Source organism: Streptomyces sp. NBC_01257 (assembly GCF_035917255.1).
GTDB lineage: Bacteria > Actinomycetota > Actinomycetes > Streptomycetales > Streptomycetaceae > Streptomyces.
Window position 1 is genome coordinate 8,216,132 of record NZ_CP108472.1, and the last position, 23,982, is coordinate 8,240,113.

The 23,982-nt window shown below is 70.8% G+C and carries 24 protein-coding genes; 8 read left to right on the plus strand and 16 right to left on the minus strand.

Annotated features, from left to right (window positions below):
• Positions 1-9 precede the first annotated feature (9 nt).
• Positions 10-1,302 (plus strand): DUF2254 domain-containing protein, encoded by a 1,293-nt coding sequence (locus OG408_RS35775; protein ID WP_326673727.1) that lies wholly within the window; start codon positions 10-12, stop codon positions 1,300-1,302.
• 52 nt (positions 1,303-1,354) lie between these two features.
• Here the strand turns inward: OG408_RS35775 and OG408_RS35780 are convergent, their stop codons facing one another.
• From OG408_RS35780 to OG408_RS35790, 3 genes are all read right to left on the minus strand, one after another.
• Positions 1,355-1,684, minus strand: coding sequence for a helix-turn-helix domain-containing protein (locus OG408_RS35780; RefSeq protein ID WP_326673728.1), 330 nt, complete (start codon positions 1,682-1,684; stop codon positions 1,355-1,357).
• Between the two features lie 24 nt (positions 1,685-1,708).
• Entirely contained in the window at positions 1,709-1,915 is a 207-nt protein-coding gene (locus OG408_RS35785) for a hypothetical protein (protein WP_285569552.1), read from the minus strand.
• Between the two features lie 722 nt (positions 1,916-2,637).
• Positions 2,638-4,002 (minus strand): glutamate decarboxylase, encoded by a 1,365-nt coding sequence (locus OG408_RS35790; protein ID WP_285569555.1) that lies wholly within the window; start codon positions 4,000-4,002, stop codon positions 2,638-2,640.
• A 259-nt stretch (positions 4,003-4,261) separates the two neighbouring features.
• Here OG408_RS35790 and OG408_RS35795 point away from each other — a divergent pair, with 259 nt between their 5' ends.
• Positions 4,262-6,094: a glycoside hydrolase family 15 protein gene (locus OG408_RS35795; protein ID WP_326673729.1), complete on the plus strand. Its 1,833-nt coding sequence runs from the start codon at positions 4,262-4,264 to the stop codon at positions 6,092-6,094.
• A 76-nt stretch (positions 6,095-6,170) separates the two neighbouring features.
• Here OG408_RS35795 and OG408_RS35800 read toward each other — a convergent pair whose 3' ends face one another.
• Entirely contained in the window at positions 6,171-7,544 is a 1,374-nt protein-coding gene (locus tag OG408_RS35800; protein ID WP_326673730.1) for a chloride channel protein, read from the minus strand.
• Positions 7,541-7,801 carry a hypothetical protein gene (locus tag OG408_RS35805; protein WP_285569564.1) on the minus strand — a complete coding sequence of 87 codons (261 nt, stop codon included), beginning with the start codon at positions 7,799-7,801 and terminating at the stop codon, positions 7,541-7,543. Before OG408_RS35805 ends, OG408_RS35800 begins: the two co-directional genes overlap by 4 nt.
• Before the next feature lie 748 nt (positions 7,802-8,549).
• On the opposite strand from OG408_RS35805, the gene panD reads away from it, so the two are divergent.
• The 3 genes from panD to OG408_RS35820 are packed head-to-tail and all read left to right on the plus strand — an operon-like array spanning position 8,550 to position 10,056.
• Positions 8,550-8,975, plus strand: coding sequence for an aspartate 1-decarboxylase (panD, locus tag OG408_RS35810; RefSeq protein ID WP_266785849.1), 426 nt, complete (start codon positions 8,550-8,552; stop codon positions 8,973-8,975).
• A gap of 30 nt (positions 8,976-9,005) precedes the next feature.
• Positions 9,006-9,368 (plus strand): GNAT family N-acetyltransferase, encoded by a 363-nt coding sequence (locus OG408_RS35815; protein ID WP_266785851.1) that lies wholly within the window; start codon positions 9,006-9,008, stop codon positions 9,366-9,368.
• A gap of 49 nt (positions 9,369-9,417) precedes the next feature.
• Positions 9,418-10,056: an arylsulfatase gene (locus OG408_RS35820; protein ID WP_326673731.1), complete on the plus strand. Its 639-nt coding sequence runs from the start codon at positions 9,418-9,420 to the stop codon at positions 10,054-10,056.
• Between the two features lie 356 nt (positions 10,057-10,412).
• On the opposite strand, the gene OG408_RS35825 is transcribed toward OG408_RS35820, so the two are convergent.
• The 7 genes from OG408_RS35825 to OG408_RS35855 form a co-directional block, all read right to left on the minus strand.
• Positions 10,413-10,856, minus strand: coding sequence for a MarR family winged helix-turn-helix transcriptional regulator (locus OG408_RS35825; protein WP_285569571.1), 444 nt, complete (start codon positions 10,854-10,856; stop codon positions 10,413-10,415).
• Entirely contained in the window at positions 10,853-11,338 is a 486-nt protein-coding gene (locus OG408_RS35830) for a MarR family winged helix-turn-helix transcriptional regulator (RefSeq protein ID WP_326673732.1), read from the minus strand. The genes OG408_RS35825 and OG408_RS35830 overlap by 4 nt, the downstream gene beginning before the upstream one ends.
• Positions 11,339-11,448: 110 nt before the next feature.
• Positions 11,449-12,804: a diaminopimelate decarboxylase gene (locus OG408_RS35835; protein ID WP_326673733.1), complete on the minus strand. Its 1,356-nt coding sequence runs from the start codon at positions 12,802-12,804 to the stop codon at positions 11,449-11,451.
• Between the two features lie 106 nt (positions 12,805-12,910).
• On the minus strand, positions 12,911-14,542 hold the full coding sequence (locus OG408_RS35840) for a PucR family transcriptional regulator (protein WP_326673734.1): 1,632 nt from the start codon (positions 14,540-14,542) through the stop codon (positions 12,911-12,913).
• A 43-nt stretch (positions 14,543-14,585) separates the two neighbouring features.
• A complete protein-coding gene (locus OG408_RS35845) occupies positions 14,586-15,383 on the minus strand; it encodes a family 1 encapsulin nanocompartment shell protein (protein ID WP_266785863.1) in 798 nt (265 codons plus the stop codon).
• Positions 15,383-16,453, minus strand: a complete 1,071-nt coding sequence (locus tag OG408_RS35850; RefSeq protein ID WP_326673735.1) for a Dyp-type peroxidase — start codon at positions 16,451-16,453, stop codon at positions 15,383-15,385. Before OG408_RS35850 ends, OG408_RS35845 begins: the two co-directional genes overlap by 1 nt.
• A 164-nt stretch (positions 16,454-16,617) precedes the next feature.
• The gene (locus OG408_RS35855; protein WP_326674642.1) at positions 16,618-17,139 is read right to left on the minus strand and encodes a DinB family protein; all 522 of its coding nucleotides are present in this window, start codon (positions 17,137-17,139) and stop codon (positions 16,618-16,620) included.
• 211 nt (positions 17,140-17,350) lie between these two features.
• On the opposite strand from OG408_RS35855, the gene OG408_RS35860 reads away from it, so the two are divergent.
• A complete protein-coding gene (locus OG408_RS35860; protein WP_285569587.1) occupies positions 17,351-18,307 on the plus strand; it encodes a MerR family transcriptional regulator in 957 nt (318 codons plus the stop codon).
• 4 nt (positions 18,308-18,311) lie between these two features.
• Here OG408_RS35860 and OG408_RS35865 read toward each other — a convergent pair whose 3' ends face one another.
• The 4 genes from OG408_RS35865 to OG408_RS35880 all read right to left on the minus strand — a co-directional run bounded on the left by OG408_RS35865 (position 18,312) and on the right by OG408_RS35880 (position 21,667).
• On the minus strand, positions 18,312-18,950 hold the full coding sequence (locus OG408_RS35865) for a LysE family translocator (protein ID WP_285569589.1): 639 nt from the start codon (positions 18,948-18,950) through the stop codon (positions 18,312-18,314).
• 221 nt (positions 18,951-19,171) lie between these two features.
• Positions 19,172-19,684, minus strand: coding sequence for a hypothetical protein (locus tag OG408_RS35870; protein WP_326673736.1), 513 nt, complete (start codon positions 19,682-19,684; stop codon positions 19,172-19,174).
• Between the two features lie 168 nt (positions 19,685-19,852).
• Positions 19,853-20,437, minus strand: coding sequence for a DoxX family protein (locus tag OG408_RS35875; RefSeq protein ID WP_326673737.1), 585 nt, complete (start codon positions 20,435-20,437; stop codon positions 19,853-19,855).
• A gap of 225 nt (positions 20,438-20,662) precedes the next feature.
• Entirely contained in the window at positions 20,663-21,667 is a 1,005-nt protein-coding gene (locus OG408_RS35880) for a YdcF family protein (RefSeq protein ID WP_266785875.1), read from the minus strand.
• Positions 21,668-21,881: 214 nt separating this feature from the next.
• Here OG408_RS35880 and OG408_RS35885 point away from each other — a divergent pair, with 214 nt between their 5' ends.
• Positions 21,882-22,949 carry a glycoside hydrolase family 43 protein gene (locus OG408_RS35885; RefSeq protein WP_266785877.1) on the plus strand — a complete coding sequence of 356 codons (1,068 nt, stop codon included), beginning with the start codon at positions 21,882-21,884 and terminating at the stop codon, positions 22,947-22,949.
• A gap of 239 nt (positions 22,950-23,188) precedes the next feature.
• A complete protein-coding gene (locus tag OG408_RS35890; protein ID WP_266785879.1) occupies positions 23,189-23,797 on the plus strand; it encodes a DUF6328 family protein in 609 nt (202 codons plus the stop codon).
• Positions 23,798-23,982 lie beyond the last annotated feature (185 nt).

Here is a 23,982-nt window from a genome sequence, read left to right on the forward strand (position 1 = left end):
GTGCGCATCATGATGTCCTGGGCCTCCGCATTCCGGCTGCGGCAGTACGTGAAAGCGAACCTGTGGATCGCACCCTTGTTCGGTCTCCTGCTGGGAGTCGTCCTGGCCGAACTGGCCATCACCGCGGACAGTGCGGACTGGCCACCGAGCGGCTGGCGCTATTCCGCGACGACGGCGAGCGGAGTTCTGAGCTCCATCGTCGGGGCGATGATCGCCCTTCTGGGATTCGTCGTGACCATCGGTGTTCTCGTCATTCAGCAGGCCACCGGAACGTTGTCCCCACGATATATGCGGCTCTGGTACCGGGACCGGTTGCAGAAGACCGTGCTGGCCACCTTCACCGGCACATTCGCCTTCGCCTTCTCCCTGCTGCGCAGCATCGAGGCGAATTCGGTGCCCGACTTCGGGGTCACCCTCGCCGGCATGGCTGTGGCCGTCAGCCTGTTGCTCCTGCTCATCTATCTCAACCGCTTCACGCACAACCTCAGGCCTGTCGCCATCGCCGATCTCGTCGGCCGTATGGGGGAGGACGTCTTCGAGCACGGGGCAGCGGCGGTCAGAGCCTCGGCCCCGCACGGCGGGGAAGCCGCAGTGCGGGACGGTCGCACGACCCTCGTCCGCGCGACTGCGGGCGGGGCCATCCAGGCGCTCCATGCAGGCGGCCTCTCGGCACTCGCCACGCGCCACGACTGCGTGTTCACCGTGCCCCACCTGATCGGTGACTACGTCCTCCGGGGCGCCGTCCTCGTCGAAATCCACGGCGGCAGGTCCACGCCCGACGACGAGCGCGTGACCGACCTCATCGCGCTCGGCCCGGAGCGGACGATCGAACAGGACCCGGCCTTCGCCCTGCGAGTGCTCGTCGACATCGCCATCCGGGCACTTTCGCCCGCCGTCAACGATCCCACCACCGCCGTTCAGGTCCTCAACCACATCGAGTCGTTCCTCACCGTGATCGGCCAGTCCCCGCTCCCCGGCCGGTACGTGCTGACCGGCGACGACGGCAGGCCGCGGCTCGTGCTGCGGGGGAGAGCGTGGGAGGACTACCTCCAGCTCGCAGTCTGCGAGATCCGCGACTACGGGGCTACGTCCGTACAGGTCTGCCGACGGCTGCGCGCGCTGTTCGACGCCCTGCTCGACAGTCTGCCGCCCACTCACCATCCGGCAGTCCTGGCGGAGGCGGACCTCCTGCGTGAGTCGCTGGAACGGGCCTTCCCCGACGCGGCTCGCCGTGCCGTCGCACGGACGGCCGACAGTCAGGGCGTGGGCGGCAGGTTCCGGTCCGACCGGCAGCCGGGGTGACCGGAGCGCCGGACCGCTCGGTCCCGGCCACCGTCCGGGACCGAGCACCCACTCAGTGGGGCTTCACCCAGCCGTGCCGGACGGCGTGACCGCCGAGCTGCATCCGCGTCCGGACTCCGGCGATGTCCATCAGGCGGCGCAGGCGCCGGTGCAGCGTGCGCGGTGAGAGTCCGAGCTGCGTCGCGGCCGTGGGGTCGGTGAGACCAGCCAGCAGCAGGGCGAGAATCTTCCGGTCGAGGTCGGTCGGGCCTTCCGCGCCGAGCTCGACGGTGGGTTCGGATTCCGCGCCGGTGCCCGACAGTTCGAGCGGGTGCGCGGTGCGCCACACGGTCTCGAACAGCGCGTCCAGCAGGCCTCGCGGCAGGTAGCCGTCCAGCCGCATGTTGGCGCTGGCGGAGGCCCACGCCTACACGTTCCAGGTCATACAGCTCTGCCACCGGGAGTTGTACACACCGAAGGACTCGCGCTGGCCGGGCCGGGCCGCCGGAGCGAACCAGTCCAGACGGGTGGTGCTGCCCTTGGCGTACCTGTTGTCGCCCGACACCATCGACCACGGAAGGGCGCCGTCGACGCCCTGGGTGTGGAACTCCCTCCAGACCTGGCCGGGGGTCACCCATTCGGTGCGGGTGCCCTGGTGCCACTCGGCCTCGGGAGGTTGAACGAGGGGCTGAGGGACATGTCGGACGGGTAACCCTCTGTCAACTTGCCGTCCGTGGCCAAGTAGTAGCCGATCCGGGCGAGGTCCTGCTTGGACGGCTTGTACACAAGGGCCCGGTTCGGCACCTGGCCGGGATAGTCCCGGGTCGGGTCGGGTCGGGTCGTAGACGAACGGCGTGTACTCGGTCTGCTTCGCGGTCAGCTTCAGGACGCCGGCCTCGGTCATCGAGATGAGGGTCCTGCCCGCGTAGCGGTGCACGGTGGCGACCGGGACGAGCGCGGCACCGCGGATGCCCTTCAGCCTGCGGGTCAGTTTGCTGCCGCGGGGGGCCGACGGCTCGACGGCCGAACGGGACTTCGGCTCGTGACGGTGACGACGTCGCCGGTGACCAGGGTGACCTTGTGGGTCGCCGAGGGTCTGGCGGGAACGGTGGGCTTGCTCGGAGCGGCCTGTGCGGGCCCTTGCAGGACTGCGAGTCCGGACGCCAGCAGCGGCACCACGGTGGCGGTCGAGATCAACTGCCAGCGTCTGCGCCGGGAGGCGGAAGACTGAGAGAGGGAGAACATGCCATGGGTCTATCGGCCGCGAACACCTGAGGTGAAGGCCTGGCGACGACAAGTCCACGCCATGGCAAGGACTCGCCAACCGCGACGGCCCGAACCGCTCTGCCGCAGGGGTCAGTAGCCGGTACCGCGCTTGACCTGGTCACGCTCGATCCGGTGGGTCGCGCCCTTGTCGTCCAGAGTGCGGCACGCGTCGGCGATGTCCTGGCCCAGGCGATCGATCTGCTCGCGGCTCAGGGTCTCCTTGACCAGAGCGCGCATGATCTTCACCCGCTCCGCGTTTGGCGGGAGTGTGTACGCCGGCACCATCCAGCCGCGCTCGGCCGCGAGTTGCCAGGCGACGTCCGACTCGTCGTAGGAATGCTTGCCGGAGAGGCGGAAAGCAACCAGAGGCAACTGCTCAAGGTCACTGCCGATCACCTCGAAGCGGCCGCTGTCGCGCAGGTTGTCCGCCAATGCGTGGGCGTTCTCCTGCATCAACTTCATGACATAGGTGTAGCCCTGGCGGCCGAGCCGCACGAAGTTGTAATACTGCGCGAGCACCATCGCCGAGCCGGTGGAGAAGTTCAGGGTGAACGTCGAGTCCGTCTTGCCCAGGTAGTTCTCGTAGAACACCAGCTTCTCGGCCAGGTCGGCCTCCTCGCGGAAGATCAACCAACCGATTCCGGGATACACCAGGCCGTACTTGTGTCCCGAGACATTGATCGAACGGACCTGCTCGAGCTGGAAGTCCCATTTCGATTCCGGGTACAGGAAGGGCCACACGAACGCGCCGCTGGCGCCGTCCACGTGGATCGGGATATCGAGGTCCCGCTCCTTGCGGATCTCGCGCAGGAGTTTGTCGATCCCGACGACATCGTCCTTGTGACCGGTGAAAGTGGTGCCGAGGACGGCGACGACGCCGATCGTGTTCTCGTCGACGAGGGGCTCCACATCCTCCGGGCCGATCGTGTACTTGCCCTCGGCGAGCGGCATGATCCGCGGCTCGACATCGAAGTAGCGGCAGAACTTCTCCCACACGACGTGGACGTCCCCGCCGAAGACCAGGTTGGGGCGGTCGGCCGGGAGACTGGCCGCCTCGCGGCGCTCGCGCCACTTCCACTTCAGCGACAGCGCCCCGAGCATGATCGCTTCCGAGGAGCCCTGGGTCCGGCATCCGGTCGTCTTGCCGGGTGCGTGGAAGAGGTCGGCGAGCATGCGTACGCAACGCTGCTCGATCTCGGCGGAAATGGGGTATTCGGCGTGGTCGATAAAATTGCGGTGGAGGTTCTCGGCGATGAGCCGCTGAGCCTCCGGTTCCATCCAGGTGGTGACAAAAGTGGCGAGGTTGCGTTGTGGGTCGCCCTCCATGGCGAGATCCACATCGACGAGCCTCATCGCATCCGTCGCGGCCATGCCGTTCTCGGGGAAGGTGTCCGAGGGGGCGGGTGCGGTCAGAAACCGATTGCCGAAGAGGGCCGCGTCGTCGCGCATAGTCATGCGGCGATTCAAACAGTTCGGGCGCTTGCCTCCGGCAGGGACACGCCGACGTGCGCGGCGGGGTCATGATCGCGCACGTGGCCGCACATCAAAGCCATTTGGAGAAATTCACCAGGAATAGGAGCGCAAGGGCGGCAGGGGTCGAGAGCAGAGGTGGTAGCGCATGGGGTCCGTAGTGCTACCGGGAGTTACTTCTACGGCAGGACGCGACGTCTTCATTGGCCTAGGCTTTTTAATCGGGGTCGAAAGGGGAGTCAAGATGGATGAATACCCCCTGATCGAGAACCATGGTCTGATCGGTGATCTGCAGACCGCGGCTCTCGTCTCCACCGATGCGACGATCGACTGGTTCTGCTGTCCGCGCTTCGATTCCCCCAGCGTCTTCGGTGCTCTCCTCGACCGACAGCGGGGCGGACACTTCACCGTCAGGCCGGCCGCGGACACCTTCACCACCAAACAGCTCTACCACCCGGACACCGCCGTGCTGGTGACGCGGTTCATGACCGAGGCCGGAGCAGGTGAGGTGGTCGACTTCATGCCGGTGACCGGCACGACGGCGACCGACCGGCACCGGCTGGTGCGGATGCTGCGCTGTGTCCGGGGCAGCATGACCTTCGAGGGGGAGATCGCCCCCCGCTTCGACTACGGCCGCCAGCCGCACGAGTTGCACATCACGGAGCACGGGGCCCTGTTCACCTCGCAGGACCTGAACCTCGCCGTCCATGTCGTCCGTGAGCCGCAGGACGAGCGGCTGCTGAACATCCTCTCGGGCGACAACGACCTGCGCTTCAGTCTGGACCTGCAAGCGGGACAACAGCGTGGCCTGGTCATGGAGTCGGCCCCCGGCGGGCCGCCGCACGAAGTCGGCGGCGCGGAGTTCGAGCAGCTTTTCGACGGGACGGTCCAGTTCTGGCGCTCGTGGCTCAGCCAGTCGACCTACACAGGCCGTTGGCGGGAAGCAGTCGAGCGTTCAGCCGTGACCCTGAAGCTCATGACCTACGCGCCGACCGGCGCCCTGGTCGCCGCCCCGACCACGGCTCTGCCGGAGCAGCTGGGGGGAGAGCGTAACTGGGACTACCGGTTCACCTGGATCCGTGACGCGTCCTTCTCGGTGTACGCCCTGCTGGGCATGGGTTTCAAGGAAGAGGCGGCGGCGTTCAACAGCTGGTTGCACGATCGCGTGAAGGAAGAGGCCGGCCAAGGGGACGGGGCCGGGCCGCTGAACATCATGTACCGCGTCGACGGCTCGTCCGACATGGTCGAGGAGACCCTGGAGCACTGGGAGGGGTACTGCGGCTCCGCCCCGGTCCGCATCGGCAACGGAGCGGCGACCCAGCGGCAACTGGACATCTACGGTGAGGCGCTCGACAGCATCTACTTCGCGCACCAGCACGGCATGCACCTCGACCACCGGGGCTGGACCGCGCTGCACACGCTTCTCGACTGGCTGGTCGACCACTGGGACCAGCCAGGAGAAGGGCTCTGGGAGACCCGTGGCGGCCGCAAGGACTTCACCTACGGCCGAGTGATGTCCTGGGTCGCCTTCGACCGCGCCATTCGGATCGCCTACGACGACGGCCGCCCCGCCGCCCGCGGCCGCTGGGTGGACGCGCGGGACAAGATCTACGCGCAGGTGCTCAGCCGGGGCTGGGACCCGAAGAGGCAGGCCTTCGTGCAGCATTACGGCGACGACGTGCTCGACTCGTCGCTGCTGCGGATGCCGACGGTCGGCTTCATCACGCCCGATGACCCGATGTGGAAGTCCACCCTGGACGCGATGGAGCACGAGCTGGTCAGCGACAGCCTGGTCTACCGCTACGACCCCGAGGCGTCACCCGACGGGTTGCGGGGTTCCGAGGGCACCTTCTCGCTGTGTACGTTCATGTACGTCGACGCCCTGGCACGGGCCGGACGCGTCGATCAGGCCCGGCTGGTACTGGAGAAGATGCTCACCTACGCCAACCACCTGGGCCTGTACTCCGAGGAGATCGGCCTGACGGGGCGGCAGCTGGGCAACTTCCCGCAGGCCTTCACGCACTTGGCCCTGATCGACGCGGCGATCACCCTGGACGCGAAACTCGACCGGGCGTGAACGGGCGGGACACAGGAAGGCCGCTAGCGGAGAGGCTGTCATCGGGCCGTAAGCCCCACTCATCGCCCCTGGCAGCTCACCCGCCCGGCGATGGGGATGCCTCCTGCCCGGTGGCGGGCGCGGCTGCCGGTTGTGGGGTCAGCCTGAGTGTGAGGACGTAGGAGACCACGACCGCCACGATCACCAGCGGCATGACAGTGAGCCCGTCCTTGCCCAGGAGCAGGGTGGCCAGCAACACGGAGACCATGGGGAACTTGAGCATCGCGGCGGTCATCGCACCCACCCCCATCGCGATCCCAGCGGTCACACCGAGCCCGGGCAGATGGGAGAGCGCGATGCCACCGGCGGCGCCGACGAACATGGCGGGGAACACCGGGCCGCCTCGGAAGGCAGACATGGACACGCAATACGCCACCGCCTTGCACACGGTGAGCACCACGAGGGTGCCTGCCGAATACTGCGCGCTCGTGGCGAGGAGGGGGCCGAGTGCGCTCTGCCCCGAGTACAGGACTCCCGATGCCGCGTGGCCGGTCCACTCGGCGTAGCCGAAGGCGATCAGACCGACCACGACGCCGGCGAGCACGGTGGCCGGCAGCCGGCGCGGGGCGACGAGTCCCAGCAGGAGGAGGGCGAGCCACCGGATCCCGACGCCGAGCAGAGCGGCTGCCACCCCGATCAGCAGAGCCCAGCCGAACCCGGCAGCATCCGGTGCGGAGGCGTGCGGGACGTCCGGCAGGGTCAGGGAGTAGGTGCCCAACCCCGTCCAGGAGCCCAGGCCCGTGAAGATGAGCGCGCCGATGCCGGAGGCGAGCAGTCCCGGTACCAGGACCACACCGAGCATCAGCCCCGCCACGCCGGTCATCTCCATGAGCAGGAACGCTCCGAGCAGCGGCGAGCCGAGCAGGGTGCTGATCGCGGCGAAGCTCCCGGACGCTCCCACGAGAGCGGTCGCCTGCTTCGGGAACGGTTTCCGCACCAGCCGAAGGGCGGCCACGGCCAGCCCGCTGCCCAGGGCGATGAGCGGGGCCTCCGGCCCGATGACCGCTCCGAGGCCCAGGGAGGCCACCGCGGCAAGCGCCACGCCGGGCACATTGACCGTCGGGGTGGGACCGGACGCAACGAATCCGTGGGCCGGTTCGTGGCCGCCGCCGCCGGGGAGATACCGGATGATCGGGCCGACGAGGAGCCCGGCCACGGCGAGCAGCGGCACCGGCCACCAGCTCGGCGTGTCGTGGAAGCCCAGAGCCTTGGGCAGGTCCGTGTAGGTCAGTGTCTGGAGCTTGTTGACCAGTGCGAGAAAGCCGAAGGCCGCCGCCGAGATCGGGACGCCCAGCACCGCGGCGATCAGGAGCAGCACCACGTACCCGCGGCTGCGGACGACCGTGAGCGGGTCCGCGGCGGCTGCCGGGTCCTTGCTTTCGGCCTCGGCCGGACGCCTGGGGGCGGTCACGCCGCCGCCTTCACGGTCCGCGCCCGCAGCAAGGACTCACCCGTTCGGCCTCGGCCGACCGGTACGCGCTCCGGGATCCGGCGCGCGTACCGGACCGCTGGACCGGCCGAGGGGCTCGGCAGGTCCTTCGCCCCCTCGTGGGTCATGTGACGTGCCAGCGGAAGGCGGTGACGGGCCGCCTTCCCGCCCACCGCCCGCCCCTCCTCGGGAACGGCGTGCACCGTCGGCCGCGGGACGGGGCCTGGCTTCTCGGACATGGCGGCCCTCCTGGCCGATTCGGACGGCTCCGTGGCCGTCTGCGGGATCCGGCGGTTACCGGGGATGGTCAGGGCACACGGCACGGCCTCCTGCCTCTCCTGAACGGTCACGCATGTGCGCCCTCAGGACCGATCATGGCGACCGGGGGACGATTCGGCACCTGCACACATGCGAAGCATCAGCGGCTGTGGTGGTGACTCGGCCTCCCCAGCCTCTGGCAGCACGAAGTCCACCAGATCCAAGGCAATACCGCCTGCATCACGCATGGCCGGGAATCTGGCACTACTCGCCCTGAACTGCGAATACTTCAGCGGTAGTTCAGCCAACACGACGATCCGCGGCTATGTTGCCGTGCGGCTTCGGCCCCTCGGATTCCTGTTGAACCATTGGTGGCTCCTCCTGGAGGGGGCGAGGGGCTTGGGTCGGCTGACCCAAGGTGGTCGCAGTCCGGATCCCCTGTGACCACCCTCGCTCCTGCCTCGGCCCGGACCGCCGGAGTGACGGTGATCACGGACACCCTTCGGATGCTGCTGCGTAGGCTTGTGCAGTCGTCGCGGTGAAGTCCAGGAGGGATGGCGAAGCTCTCCAGCAAAGCCTGACTGCGCGTCGGAAGAGTCAGCGATTGGTCAGCATCAGTCCTCGGAAACCCAGCGAAAGCTGACCGGACATGCGACTCGTTGTAAGGTAAGGAAAATGCACTTGACCTGCAAGAATGCAGGCAGGGAGCCTGCTTACGGGAGTACCTCGATGTTGCGCACCATGTTCAAGTCCAAGATCCACCGTGCCACCGTGACCCAGGCCGACCTGCACTACGTCGGGTCCGTCACGGTCGACGCCGCGCTGATGGAGGCCGCCGACCTGCTGCCCGGCGAGCTCGTCCACATCGTCGACATCGACAACGGCGCCCGCCTGGAGACGTACGTCATCGAGGGCGAGCGCGGCTCCGGCGTCATCGGGATCAACGGCGCCGCCGCCCACCTCGTGCACCCCGGGGACCTGGTCATCCTGATCAGCTACGCGCAGGTCGACGACGCCGAGGCGCGCGGGCTGGTTCCGCGTATCGTCCATGTCGACGCGGGCAACCGGATCGTCGAGCTCGGTGCCGACGCCTCCGCGCCCGTGCCGGGGACCGACACCGAGCGCAGTCCGCACGCCGTACCCGCGGCGCGCTGACGCGCCCCACTCAGCGAGGGAGCGACCGCCGTGGCAGAGCAGAGCGGACAGACCGGGCCCGATATCCGTGACGACCGGGCGGCGGGCAGGCTGCTCGCGTCCGTGGACGGCGAAGCGGCCGGCGTCATCGACTACTTCGTGATGGACGGGACGCCCGCCGCGCTCGTCGCCGTGCACACCGTCGTCGAGCCGGGACACGAGGGCAAGGGCATCGGCGGCGCCCTGGTCAGGGAGTTCTACGCCCTCGCGGCCCGGGACGGCGTGCCCGTCGTCCCGCTCTGCCCGTACGCCGCGAAGTGGGCGTCGCGCCACCCCGACGAGGCACCCGAGGCCCCGGCGGAACTGGTCGAGCGGGCGAAGGAGCAGCTCGCCTCCCACCCCGAGCTCTATTGAGGCGCCGCCCCCGGCGGACGGGAGCGGGGGTGCCGGTAGCGTGAGGCGGATGAGCCTCGCACTCCTGCACACCTCCCCGGCCCACGTCCCCGTGTTCGACGCTTTGCGCGACGCCCACCACCCGGGGCTCGTCCTGCGCCACCTCGTGCACAAGGACCTCCTCGACCGGGCGGGGGAGTCCGGGCCGGAAACGGTGGCGGCCGACGTCGAGGCGCTGGTCGCCGACGCCGTCGCCGAGGGGGCCGCGGCCGTGCTCTGCACCTGTTCGACGCTCGGCGGGGTCGCCGAGTCCGTCGGTGTCCGGCTCGGCGTCCCGGTCCTGCGCGTCGACCGGCCGATGGCGGCCGCGGCGGTCCGTGCCGGACGGGTCACGGTCCTGGCGGCCCACCACGCCACCCTTCAGCCGACCCGCGCCCTGCTCGTCCAGGAGGCCGAGCGGGCGGGGGAGCGGGACGTGGACGTGCGCACCGTCCTGGTCGACGGGGCGTGGGAGCGCTTCGAGGCCGGGGACCACGACGGCTACCTGGAGCGGATCGCGGCCGCCGCCGACGCCGTGACGGACGCCGACGTCATCGTGCTGGCCCAGGTCTCCATGGCGGGCGCGGCAGCCCGTACGACCACCCGGATCCCCGTCCTGTCCAGCCCGCGGCCGGGTCTGGACGCCGCGAGGGCCGCGGCCGCACGCTGAGCCGGTCGGAGCATCCGCAGCCCGAACGTATGGACTCGCCGGGCGCGGGCAGCCGCTCCGGGAGACGGTGGAAGAGATCCACCCCGCCCGATCGGAGGCCCCAGATGACCCATCCGTACCCCGACCCCGTCCCGCCGGCGCCCACCCCCGGTCCGATCCCGGGGCCGCCCCAGCCGCTGCCGGAGCCGACACCGGTTCCGCCCGGCCCGGGACCGACGCCGCCGGGGCCCACGCCGCCCGGTCCGGCGCCCGACCCGATCCCGCAGCCGCCCGCGCCGAACCCCGAGCCGGTGCCGCCGCCCGAGCCGGAACCCTCACCGGTCGGCTGACCGCACCGCTGCCGGCCGCCGAAGGGCTCAGCCCTCGGCCAGCACGGCGTTGGCGCGCGCCGTGACCTCGGTCAGCACCCGGCCGGCCGTCACCAGGTCCTCGGCCGGCAGGTCCGCGTACAGCCGGGCGGTGATCCCGGCGATCCCGGCCCGCTGCGCGCCGTGCGCCTCCTTGCCCGCGGCCGTCAGGACCAGCCGCGCCCCATCGGCCGGCCGCTGCTCCAGCAGTCCCTGCGCGACCAGTTCGGACAGGGCCGCTCCGACGGTCGTGGGGTCGGTCTTCAGGGTGGAGGTCATCCGCTCGACCAGCCGGTCGCGCTCGATGCCCCCGTCGCTGTCCGCCGCCGCGTTGAGCGCGACGGACTGGTGGAAGGTGGCGCCGGTCTCCGCCAGCAGCCGTTCCAGGACGGCGCGCGTGGCGTAGTGGGCCTGGCCGATGATCTGTCCGTTGACGGTCGGTGCGGTGCTCATGATGACTCCTCGGTGGACGAAGCGGAGACTGCGGGAACCGGCACATCGAGCAGCGCCGTGAGTGTCTGGGCGAAGGCCTCGGTGCCCGGGCCGTCCAGGCCGCCCAGGGGTGTGAGCAGCCCGTCGACGAGTTCGCGCACCACGTCGACCGCGCGGCCGGCGACCGCGAGGCCCTCGTCGGTCAGGGAGAGCCGGACGGCGCGGGTGTCCGCGGGGTCGGTGGCCCGCTCGACGAGGCCGGCCGCCTCCAGGCTGCGCGCCAGCTTCGAGACGTAGAGCGCTTCGAGCCCGGTGTGGTCGGCCAGGGCGCGCTGGCTGGGCCGCAGCCCCGACCGCTGCATTCCCAGCAGCGACCCCAGCACGGAGTACTGCGCGTGCGTCAGCCCGAGCGGCCCCAGTGCCCGGTCCATGGCCACCCGCCACTTCATCGACAGGCGCCAGACCAGGAAGCCGGGGGTCGGACCCTCAGGTGCGTTGCTCATGACCGATACAGTACATGGCTACTATGTACATGGCTACTAAATTGGGAGGGCGTGGACGTGACCGTTTCCCGACCGCGCGGCGGGCCGGTGGCGGTCGTCTCCCGTACGGCTCAGGAAGGAAAGTGGAGCAGCGCGTCCGCGTGGGCCAGACCGCTCTCCGCCGAGATCGAGTCCAGCGACTGGGCGTCGCGCACCGCGGCGAAACGGACCGAGGGCCCGTCCGGCCCCGCCTCCGTGCGGAATCCGTACACCGCGGGCCGCGGCAGACTGTTGTAGGCCCATGGCGTGGAGAAGTAGTACGCGCCGGTGTCGTACAGCACCACGTAGTCGCCCTCCCGCAGTTCGGGCAGCTCCCTGGCGTGCGCGACGACGTCACCGGCGAAGCAGCACGGGCCCGCGATGTCCTGCACGAGCGACGGTCCGGCCTTCGGGAGCCCGTCGGAGTCGAACGCGCCGACCCGCAGCGGCCAGGCGTCCGGCATGAAGACGGTACGGGTGGCGGTCTGGGCACCCGCGTGCGTGAGCGCGATCCGGCGGCCCCCGGCGTCCTTCGTGTACTCCACCAGCGCGCCGATGAAACCGTTCTTGGCCAGCAGTGACCTGCCGAACTCGGTGACGAGTTCGTACCGCCCGTCGAACAGCCCCGGCACCGCCGCGCGCAGGGCCGCCGCATAGGCGGCGAAGGTGGGCCGGACCTCGTCGTCGGCGAAGTTGACCGGGAGGCCGCCGCCGATGTCGAGTCCGGTGATCTGCCGGCGGCCGAGCAGGGTGTTGATCTCCTCGGCCAGCCGGTACGTCTCGCCGATGCCCGCCGCGATCAGCTCCAGGGAGCAGCCCTGGGAACCGACGTGGGCGTGCAGCCGGGTCAGCCACGGGTGCGCCGCGAACGCCTCGACGACCCGCTCGCGCGCGCCGGGATCGCGCAGCGCCACGCCGAACTTGGAGGTGGCCGTCGCCGTGCTCATCGCACCGATGGACCCGCCGCCCACCTGGGGGTTGACCCGGAGCCCGACGACGGACGCCGCGTTCGAGGGCCGCAGCGAGGCGATCCGGTCCACCTCGTCGAGGTTGTCGGCGTTGAGCGCCACCCCGAGCGCCAGCGCCCGGCGGATCTCCTCACGCGTCTTGGCGGGGGAGTCGAGGACGATCCGGGACGGCGCGAACCCGGCGTCGAGCGCGATCCGCAGCTCGCCCGGGCTCGCCACCTCGCAGCCCATGCCGCACTCCGCCAGGAGCCGCAGCACGGGCACGAGCGACGCCGCCTTCGCGGCGAACGTGTGGAGCACCCCGGGCACCCCCGCGAACGCCTCGTGGAGTGCGGCGACGGAGTCGCGTACCCCGTCCGTGTCCACGAACCCGGCGACCGGGCCGGACTCACCGAGCAGACCGGTCGCGACGGCGTGGCGGACCGCGGCCGCGACACGCACGGAGGAGGGAGGGGCGCAAGGGAACGGGGAAAGGCTCATGGAGTCAGCGTCGGACATGGTCGCCCCACAGGTCTCTGTCCGGCAGGACAACATCGGTGCAGGCCCTTGTCCGGGCGGCCAACGGACCGCACGGAGCAGGGTCAACCTATCCGGTGAGGCGGACGGCGAGCGTGATCAGCAGCCGGGTGTCGGGGTCGTCCAGGTCCACCCCGAACCGCTCCCGGACGCGCCGCAGCCGGTACCGCAGCGTGTTGGGATGCACCATGAGCCGGGCCGCCGCCCGGGCCACGTCGCCCGACGCGTCGAGGTAGGCGGACAGGGTACGGACCAGCTCACCGCCCGCCGCCAGATCGGCCCGCACCAGCTCGTGCACCGGCCCGCCGCCCGCCTCCCACACCGGCCGGACCGCGTCCAGTACCCGCACGACATCCAGCGAAGGGCCGACAGCCGCAGCGTCCGCGTACCGGTCGGGACCGGCCCCGTCCGCACGAGCCGCCCGTTCCCGCAGTACCCGTACGATCAGCGCGGCCTCCTCGCACGAGGCCCGCACCCGCAGCGCGGTGGCCGCCACCGGACCGGCACCCGCCAGCACCGGTACGCCGCCGGGCAGCGACGGGGCGAGTGTCGCGAGCTCCCTGGCCAGGCCCAGCGCGTCCCGCTCCCGGCCCACGCCGACGGGCAGCAGCGCGAACAGCCGGTCACCGTCGCGCAGCACCTGCACCGAGGGCCGGTACGACACGGCGTGCAGCGCGAGGACATCGAGCGTGCGGTCGCCCGCCGGCGCCGCGGCGGGGCGGTCGACGACCACCACCGCACAGGCCGCGTCGGGTGACAGCCCCAGCGACCAGGCATGGGTGCGGGCGTCCCCGTCCCCGTCCAGCAGACCGCGCAGCGCGAGCTCCCGGCGCCGCACCGCCCCGCTCTCGCGCAGCCGGTGCCGGACCAGGAGAGGCGCGGCGACCTCCGCCGCCCGGCGCAGCGCGCCCGATGCGTGCGGGGACAGGGCGCGCCCGTCCGCGGCGGCCCAGATGGAGCCGAGCACCTCGGGGCCGCTGCGGACCGCGATGATCAGGCGTTCGGGGCCGTCGGCGTCCGCGGCGCGGTGGATCACGTCCCGGGACGTCCACAGGAGCCGCAGCATCCCGCTCCGGCGCAGCTCGGCGACCCGCCACCGCGGAACCCGGCCGCCCAGGATCGTCGACCGGCGCAGCCCGTCCGCCTCCGGCCCGGTGGCGGAGTGGGCCAGCACCCGGAACCGGGTGTCCTCGATGGTGATCGAGCCGCCGGTGTCCGCGGCGACGGCGTCGGCGAGCGCGGTCAGGCTCTCCGCACCGCTCGCCGCGATGCCCGGCGCCCCGTCGTCGAGGCCCGCCCGCGCGCACGCCAGCGCCGATCGCAACAGGGCGGCGGTGTCCGCCCAGGTGGCCCACTCGGCACGCGTCAGCAGGGCGATGCCCGTCTCCTCGGCGGCGGCCAGCACCTCCGGCGCCGTGGCCACCCCCGGCGTGTCGCGCAGCACCACCCCCGACGCGCCGTGCCGGGCGGCCTCGCGCACCGCGTCGGCGGCCCCGGCGGACGCCGCCGGGGCACCGACGACCAGCACCAGACACCCGTCGAGCGGCTGCGCGGCGCCCTCGTCACCGACCGCCACACCCCGTACCCCGGCATCGGGGCCGGCCGGGACCAGCACGGCCCGCAAGGTTCCGCTGTCGTCGAAGGCCAGGATCTCGCGCAGCGCGATCGCGGGCTCCGGCGAGTGGGGCGTACTGCTCGTCATGGCAGCCGAGCATACGAGCGCACGGCCGGGGAACCGCCGCCGGTCAGGCGATGATCGGTACGACCGCCTCGGGGGTCAGCATCCGGAAGGTGAACGACTGGTGGAAGTACAGCCGGATGTCGGTCGCGTCGTGGTCCAGGTATCCGATGGACAGGTCCTCGCCCAGGCACAGCTCGAAGTCGCCGCCCCGGGTGGACAGCAGCACCCCGCCCGCGACAGCGGGCGCCCACAGGATCTGGTCGTCCAGCAGCCGGGCCAGATGCGTGGAGACGGGATATCCGTGGTCGGACGTCTCGGTCGCCTCCGTGAACGCGTCCGCTCCCAGCAGCAGCCGGTACGGTCCGTCGACACCGGCGAGCCGCAGCCGGGTCAGCGCCTGGCTCACCGTCGCCGGATAGTCGCGGGCATCGGCGGGCAACGGCAGCGGTGTGTGCGAGGAACCGTCCCGCAGCCCGGCGATCCCGGCCGCGGCGTAGCCGTCGATGATCGCCATGTCCTCGGCGAACGCACAGGTGCGGGCCGCGTCCTTGACGGGCTGCCAGTCACTGTCGTCCGAGCCGCGCTCGACGTCGTCGACGGCCGCCCGCGTCACGCTGAACGGCACCCGCCACTCGATGACCGGCATCGACGTACGGGCCCGGGCGAGGACGTCGGGGGTGGGCGGATCGATGTCCCGCAGATGCCCGTCGCCGACCGCCGCCAGCTGCGGACCCTCCGGACCGCTGACGTCGACGACGCGGCGCCCGGCGAGATGACGGCTGAAGGTGCGCCGGGCCTCCTCTTCGATCTGGTCCCAGGCGGCCTGGGTGACAGGGGCGAGTTCGCGGTGGAGGTTGTTCATCACTGGACGCTTTCTTGCAGGCTGCCGATGCGCAGCGAACCGTCCCGGGCCACCGGCGTGACCACGGCCCCGGCCACCGGCGCGGACGCCGGCTCCGGCCGGGGAGCGGCCGCGACGGAGGCGGGCGACGGGGGCGGTGCGCCGAGGAAGTCGGCGCCGGGGGCGTGGAAGAGCGTGCCGGTGACCGCGGTCGAGAAGTCGAGGATGCGGTCGTGGGTGCCGGGAGGATCACCGAGGAACATGTTGCGGAGCATCCGTTCGGTGACGTCGGGGTCGGCGGCGTACCCGATGAAGTACGTACCGAACTCGCCCTGCCCGAAGTTCCCGAACGGCATGTTGGCACGCAGGATGTCGCGCTCCGTGCCGTCCGGATCGGTGATGGTGTTCAGCGCGACGTGCGAGTCGGCGGGCTTGATGTCGTCGGCGAGCTCGATGTCCGTGAGCTTGGTCCGCCCGATCACCCGCTCCTGCTCCTCGGTCGACAAGGTGTTCCACGAGGTGAGGTCGTGCAGGTACTTCTGTACGACGACATAGCTGCCGCCCGCGAAATCCGGGTCCTCGTCCCCCACCAGGGCCGCCGAGCGGGCGTCGTCGCCCACCGGGTTCTCGGTACCGTCGACGAACCCGAGCAGATCCCTGTGGTCGAGGTACCGGAACCCGTGCGTCTCGTCGACGACCTTCACCGCGGCGCCCAGCCGGTCCAGCAGCTGCGACGCCCACTCCCAGCACACGTCCATCCGCTCGGCCCGGATGTGGAACAGCAGGTCGCCCGGGGTCGCGGGGGCGTGATGCCGGGGCCCGCGCAACTCCTGGAACGGGTGCAGCGAGGCCGGCCGCGGGCCGGAGAACAGCCGGTCCCAGGCGGCGGAGCCGAACCCGGTCACACAGACCAGTCCGGCATCCGGGAAGCGGAACCCGATGGAGCGGGCGAACGCCGCCAGGTCCGGCAGCGCCTCACGGACGGCCGGTTCACCGCCTGGCTCGATCGTGGCGACCAGGATCAGGGCCGCACTGGTCAGCGGCGCGACGACGGGCTGCGCCGCGGCCCGCTCCTCGGTGGTCTCGGGCATGCGGCGGCTCCATGAGCTGGCTCGGCGGTACGGCACGGTGGCAGCCCGCCGCCGATGAGGACAGCGGGACCCGCTGCCACTTACCCACACCCGCGGTCCCGCCGCACCCCGGGTCACCCGACCGGGCGACCGCCGCCCGGCCGGTCCTGGCCGGGCGGTCCCCCCTACTGGCCCACGCGTCCGTCGATCCGCTCGCGCAGGAAGTCGGCGTGCCCGTTGTGCCGGGCGTACTCCTCGAGCATGTGGACCAGCACGACCCGCAGTTCCACGGGTTCGTCACCCCCCAGGGCGACGACGCCGAGATCGGGCGCCCCGGCCACGAACTCCTCCGCGAACGCGACTTCGCCCCGCCACCTGGCCCACGCCTCCGCGACGACCTCCGCATCCGGTACCGCTCCGTTGAAGTCGGCGTCACGGTCGGCGGCGGTGCGGTAGGCGCGCTCCACGTCCTGGCCGGCCATCACGCGACGGAACCAGTGCAGCTCCACGTCGGCCAGATGGCGCACCAGGCCCAGGAGGGACAGGGTGGACGGCTCCGAGGCCCGCCGCGCCAGAGCGGCCGCGTCGAGGCCGGCGCACTTCATCTCCAGGGTGAGCCTCTGATCGCGCAGGAAGCCGGCGAGCGTGTCCCGTTCGCCGCTGAAGTTCCCGTCGGCGCGCGGCTCGTCGTCGGGGTGGACGAACATGTTGGCCCAGCCGTACTGCCGGGTGACCGCGGTCCCGGAAGCGGGCTCCGGGGACGGGCTCGTGTGGGTGCCGGTGCGGGTGGTGTCTGACATGACTACGAGCATGAACGGTCGGGGTCCGGGAAGCCACTGACATTCGGTGGGGGACCGACCGGACCGCCCGGGCCGCCCGCTTGAGTCTCCCCCCGGGGGAGACGGAAGAGTGGGGCACATGAACGGCGACACACATCTCTCGATCGGTGAGCTTGCGCGGCGGACCGGACTCACGGTCAGAACCGTCCGCTCCTACTCGGACCGCGGGATCGTGCCGCCCGCCGGCCGCAACGCGGCCGGTTACCGACGCTACGGCCCCGAGGCCGTGGCCCGTCTGAATCTGGTGCGGACGCTGCGCTCGCTCGGCATCGGGCTGTCCACGATCCGTGGGGCGCTGGACAGGGACACCCCGCTGACAGACCTCGCGGCAGCGCACGCGGAGGCGCTCGCGGTGCAGATCCGGGTGCTGAGTGCGCGACGCGCCGTACTCATGGCGGCCGCCAGACGCGAATCGACCCCTGAAGAGATGGATCGCATGCACCGACTGGCCAGGCTCTCCGAGGACGAACGACAGGCACTGATCCGTGAGTTCCTGGACGAGGTGTTCAGCGACGCCGGGGCGGTGACACATCTGGCGGGTGTCGCGCGGTCGATGACGCCGCAACTGCCCGATGACCCCTCGGAGGAGGAGACGGAGGCGTGGATCGAACTGGCCGAACTGTCCCAGGACGCCGATTTCCGCGCCTGCATGCGGCGCACGACAGGGCACCACATGGCTGACCGGACGGAAGTGGCCCGCCGTGCGGGACGTGCCGCGGGGCTCCCCGTCCGTGATGCCGAAGCGGTGATCCACGGCCACGCCGCCCCGGCCCGCGCCGCGGGTGTCGACCCGGGGTCCGCGCAGGCCGGACCCGTGGTCGACGCGGTGACGGCCGCATACGCGCAACTCTGCGGACGTCCGGACGACGCCGCTCTCCGGCGGCGGCTGGCAGCCCGTCTCGACACGGTGAACGACCCGCGCAGGGAGCGGTATCTCCGCCTGCTCGCGGTGATCAACCGATGGCCCGCACCGGAGCCGCTGTCACCCGAACTGGACTGGTTCCGGATGGCGTTGCGTACCCGCACGGCAGCTTGATCCGTCACCCCATGGGCTGTGCGCGGTCGGTCAGGAGGGAGGCGGCGAAGCCGAGGAAGGCGACGCCGGTGACCTGTTCGAGGCGGCGGCGGAACGCCGGACGTCGGATGCGCTCGCCCAGTGCCGTGGCGGCACCGGAGAGGAGCCAGTACCAGGCAGCCAGCTCGATCACATCGATGGCGGTGAAGAGCAGCGTCGTGCCGAACATCTGCGCGCCATGCGGGACGAACTGCGGGATCAGGCTCATGTAGAACACGCCCGCCTTGGGATTGAGGAGATTCGTCCCCATTCCCCTGCGAAATGCCGCCATGCGGCCGGCCGGGCCGGTGGTCCGCTCGGACGGTTCGGGGCCGGCCGGCCTTCTGGAACGCCAGAGGGCCGTGGCCCCCAGATGGACGAGGTAGGCGGCGCCGCAGATGCGGAGCGTGTCGTACGCCAGGTGCGACGCGGTCAGCACCGCGGTCAGTCCGACGGCCGTCGCGATGCCCCAGCCGACGCATCCGGTGACGATGCCCAGGGCGGCGGCCAGGCCTTCTGGCCTGCCCTGGGCCACGGACGTCCGGACAACGAGCAGCGTGTCGGGACCGGGTGCCATGTTGATGAGCATGGCCACACCGGCGAAGGCCGGTGCGGCGGTGATCAAGGGGTGCGTTTGGGGTCTCCCGGGGGGACGGTCCGGAGGCGGAGACGTGGTGCCGGATCAGCCCGCGTCGACCTCCGACAGGTCACTGCCCCGCAACGTGTGGAAGGAACCCTCGCGGTCGACGCGGTGGTAGTCCGGCAAGTGCCAGGATGCCGCGCCCGGCCGGGTGCAGGTCTGGCTGGCCGCGGCCGGCCGGGCTGCCGACCTCCCCGGCCCGTGGATCAGTAGCCCTGGCCGACCAGGAAGGAGTCGAAGTCGAGGGAGAGGGAACGCGCTTCGGCCGCGTGGCCCTCGTCGTCCCCGTCGACGAGGACGAGAACGCAGATGTCCTGCCCGGTTCTCGCGACCCACATGACGCGGTTCCCGTCGCGCAGGAGCGCCAAGTCGAGTTCGGTCCCTGTCACCGCGTCCGCGATCCGGTCCAGTTCCTCACGGTGCCACACCACCCCGGCGAGCCGGAGCGTCGGAGAGCGGCCGGCCTCCTCGCCGACCGTCCACAGCGCCGCCATCTCAGCCCGGTCCGGAACGTCGGCCGTGCCGGATTCCGGCTGCGGGTCTCCCTGTCCGGCGGCGCCGCCGAAGAACTGCCGGCCGTCCTCGCCCTGGCGGCCCGCAGTGGCGAAGAACCCCGATTCGGCCGAGAAGGCCGCCACCGCACGCACGGCAGGGTGGCTCCCACCCAGGGCGAAACGGGTGCTGAGTACGTCTTCCCATTGCTCGGTCACAGGAGGCATCGCTGGTGGCCTTTCGACGTGATGATGGTTCACGGACCCGCAAGGGTCTCCTCGGGGCGGTGACGCTCGGCCTCACGCCCCTCCGACTGGACATCTCTTGCCCGCGAACGCGCTGATCAGACGTATGACCGGGAGGTAAGTGCACGCATCGGGGGGACCCGACGCGTGCTACCGGTGCGGCAGCCTCGCGCGTGCGGAACCGGCGGCGGAGTGCATGGCCCGCCCCGTACCGCTCGCGGCCGCCGAGGCGCCGGAGCCGACCGTGCCGATCGCCGCGTGCACGTGTCCGCCCGCCTTCGCCGTCGCGCGGTGGGCCTTCTTCCGGCCGCGCGCGGTCACGGTGCGAGCACGGTAGGCCGCCGACGGTTTGCCGTGGGTGTCGGCCGCGCTGAGCAGCAGGGCGCCGAACAGGCCGATGCGCTGGACGAATTCGAGGAGCTGGTCCTTCCGCAGGTCCGGGTCCTCCTCCTTCCACCACGCGTGCTCGGCGAGGGTGGCCGGCACGAGGCCGGCGGCCAGGACGAGGGAGGCGGTACGAGGGAGACGCCCCAGCGCGAGCAGTCCGCCCGCACCGATCTGCACCGCGGCGTTGAGCCTCACGACGTGCGGAGGATCGTCGATACGGGCCCCGAGGCGCCGTGCCCATGACTCGGCGCCCGTCGCGAGGGGGAGCGGTTTGCGCAGCGCACGCACCCCCTCGATGACGAACGGGGTGGCCAGCAACGGGCGGGAGATTCTTCTCAGGACAGCCATGGATCCCCGTCTGCCCCTGGAAGCAGCCGTCACACGCGGCCGCCGCCCTGCCCGGTGGAGTCTTCTCCTGCTCCTCCCGCACCCGTCATCCGGGCGGTCTCGACAGGTGACGACGGTTCGTGAGCGGCCGTCACGGGGGAGGCCGCGCCGGGACAGGCGCTCGTCCGCGCAACCGCCGTCATGCGCTCGCGGGCGCCTTGCTCCAGGACATTCGGCAGGCCCTGATCAGCTGAGCAGCCAGATGCATGCACCGCCCAGGACGAGGAGCAGGCAGATGGCCAGGTTGGTGCGCCAGTACGTCAGGAAGATGGCGACGAACTCGCGGATCATCGCGCTGGGCCAGAAGTACGCGGCAGTGGGCGAACCGACGACGTGGCCCCTGACCCCCGTCCGGCGGGCCGTCACCGCGGCGCGGAAGACGTGGTAGTTGTTCGTGACCACGAGACACCGGTAGTCGGGATTGGCCTTCTCCATGATCGACTTGCTGTACCGCAGATTCTCCTCGGTCGTCGTCGAGCGGTCCTCGCGTTCGATCAGGGCGGCCGGGAATCCGCGCTCGATCAGGTACTCGGCCATCGCGTGTGACTCCGGCAGCTTTTCGTCGGGCCCCTGGCCGCCGGAGGCGAGCAGTACGGGCTGCCTGCCGCGAGCCGTCAGCTTCGTGTGCACGGTCCGGGCCCGATCCAGTCGGCCGGCCAGCAGCGGCGACACCGTGGTGCCGTTGATGAGACCGGCTCCGAGCACCACCACGTAGTCGGCCCTGCGGTGGAAGTGGAGGCGGCCGTAGAGGAACGCGTAGACGACGAAGCAGACGAACAGGAAGGCGATGTAGCCGGCCAGGGCGAGCACGGTGCCTGTCACCACCACCAGCGTGTCGTTCTTCAGGATCAGCGCGGTGATCATCAGTGCGAGAAGGCCCACCAGGGCAAGGCCTGTGAGCAGGGACAGGAGGTTGGCGGGGCTTCTGCCCTCCTTGCGGACCATCGTCACGCCGTTGGAGATCAGGAACCAGGACAGGATGGCGACGCCCAGCGCCACGAGGACGAGGAGCACGATGCCGATCTCCCGCCCCGTGGCGGGCTGCGATCGGGCGAGCCCGGCGAGCCAGGCGGTCGCGGCGAAGGTGAGCGACAGTCCCAGAAGGACGGCGTTGCTGAAACGCCGGCGTTCGCGGAGTGTGCCGACACAGAAGACGACGAAGATCAGGAACGCCGGGACGTAGGCCAACATGCGCACATGCTAGGCGGAGGGCCGAGAGCGCCCTTGAGGAGGCCGGATCATCGACGCGGAGGGGCACGGAGGGTCCGGGGCCGGAGGCGGGCGATGCGTACGAACGATTGACATGCTCAGGGCAAATTGGAATGCTGCGAGGACGCTCGTCCAACGATGTAAACGCTGCCGCCGACTCGTGCGTCGCAGCGGAGGCCGACCTTGGAACGGGACCATGAAACTCACTCGCCATCTTTCCCGCGCCGCCGTCCTGGCGTTGTCCGGCGTGCTCGCCGTCGTCATGTCCTTGTCGTCCGCGGAGCAGGCGCGGGCGGAACAGACCATCAGGGCGGCCGACCCGAGTGTGATCCGGGTCGGCACCACTTACATATCGGTGCAGTCGGCCGGTGGCGGCATCGCCGTGCGGCAGGCGTCCTCGACGGCCGCGCTTGCATCCGCGCCCGCCCGGCAGGTGTGGTCGGACACGGCCGGACACGGTGAGGTCTGGGCTCCGGAGATCGTCACGGACGGCGGCCGCTACTACATCTACTTCTCGGCCGGCCGGGGCGCGGCCCACCGGATGTACGTCATCAGCTCGGCGAACCCGGACAGCGGCTACACCGGGGAGAGCCAACTGGCCCTGCCGGACGGCAAGTGGGCCATCGACGGGACCCTGTTCACCTTCGGCGGGCAGCGCTGGTTCGTCTGGTCCGGCTGGGCCGGTGACACCAACGTCGAGCAGAACCTCTACATCGCACGCATGAGCAGTCCCACCGCACCGACCGGCGCACGCCACGTCATCTCGCAGCCGCGGGAGAGCTGGGAACGGGTGGTGGGCAACCCGTTCATCAACGAGGGCCCCGAGGCCATCAAGGACCCGAACGGGCAGTTGCACATCGTGTACTCCGCCAACGGCAGCTGGAGCGACCAGTACTGCCTGGCCGACCTGCGCCTGCGCCCCGGGGGCGACCCGACGTACGTATGGGACTGGTACAAGTCCAACGGCTGCCTGTTCGGCTCGAACCGGGCGACGATGATGTCCGGCTGGGATCCGACGCTGTACGTCAACGGGCCCGGCCACCACAGCTTCGTCCTGCTCAACGGCGACATCGGCACCAGCCCGCCCGCCGGCCCCCGATTCCCCTCGATGTTCCACGCGGTGCCGAAGGGGACGCCTTACGCGTGGGAGAACCGGTACTGGTACACCGGCACGTTCGCCTGGTGGGGCAACACCACCTACAGCCGCGCGAATGTCCCCGGCCCGACCACCGACACGGGCTGGAGCCTCAAGTTCTTCGAGTAGAGCGGCGGGGGCCCGTGGAACCGGAGCGGGCCGGTGTCCTCCCGGAAGCGGCTGATGGGCGCGCGCCGCGCGAGCGGAGGAGCGTGCGTCTCCGAGGCAACGGGAGTCAGGACGAACAGCGCTGAGCCCGGACCGTGGGGGAACGGTCCGGGCTCAGCCGGCTGTCGGGCCGGGTGCCGTGGATGCAGTGCGTAGGCATGTCCAACAAGGGCACATGAGTTCCAATGGGAGGAGGCATCATGAAGCCATTGGACTCTGCGCCCCTGGACACGGAGGGCGGCAGACCCGTCGAGCGCGGTGCGTCCGCGCCCGCGGCGGAAGGCGTGAGCCGGGAGAGGACGCACCCGCCGGCCGATGAGAACGCGGGGAACCCGAAGGGGATCGAGGAAGAGGATCCCAGGGAGCGGGTCAACCGCCGCTGGAACGAGATTCTGCAGGAGACGAGGGTCGCACAGACCGGTATCCAGATCCTCTTCGGCTTCCTGCTCAGCGTCGCGTTCACGCAGAGATTCGAAAGGCTGGGTGACTTCGACCACCGTGTCTACGTCATCACTGTCGTCCTCGGTGCCGCCGCCATCGGAGCACTCATAGCGCCCGTCGCGCTGCACCGGTTCCTTTCCGGCTCCCGGATGAAGGACGAAGTGGTGGCCGTCGCAGGCCGGTTCATGGTGTGCGGCATGGTCCTGCTCGCACTGACCATCGGCTGCACGCTCCTTCTCCTGCTGCACACCGTACTCACCGACCTTCTGGCGGAGATACTCGTCGGCGCCGTCATGGCGTGGTTCGCAGGGGCCTGGTTCGTACTCCCGCTCATCCTCAAGATGCGCTCGGGGCGCCGCGACGACTGAGCGACCGGGAAGCGGCTGCGGGGCTGCGGTTCGAGCCGGGCGGGGGAGGGGGACCGACGATCCCCGTCCTGTGCCGGCGCTTGAATCATTCGCGCTCCGGCTTGATCCTTCCCCCACCCACCCGGATCAAGAACGCAGGTCACGAGCCCTGGTTGGAGCAGCTCCGCCCCGCAAGGGTGAGTGAA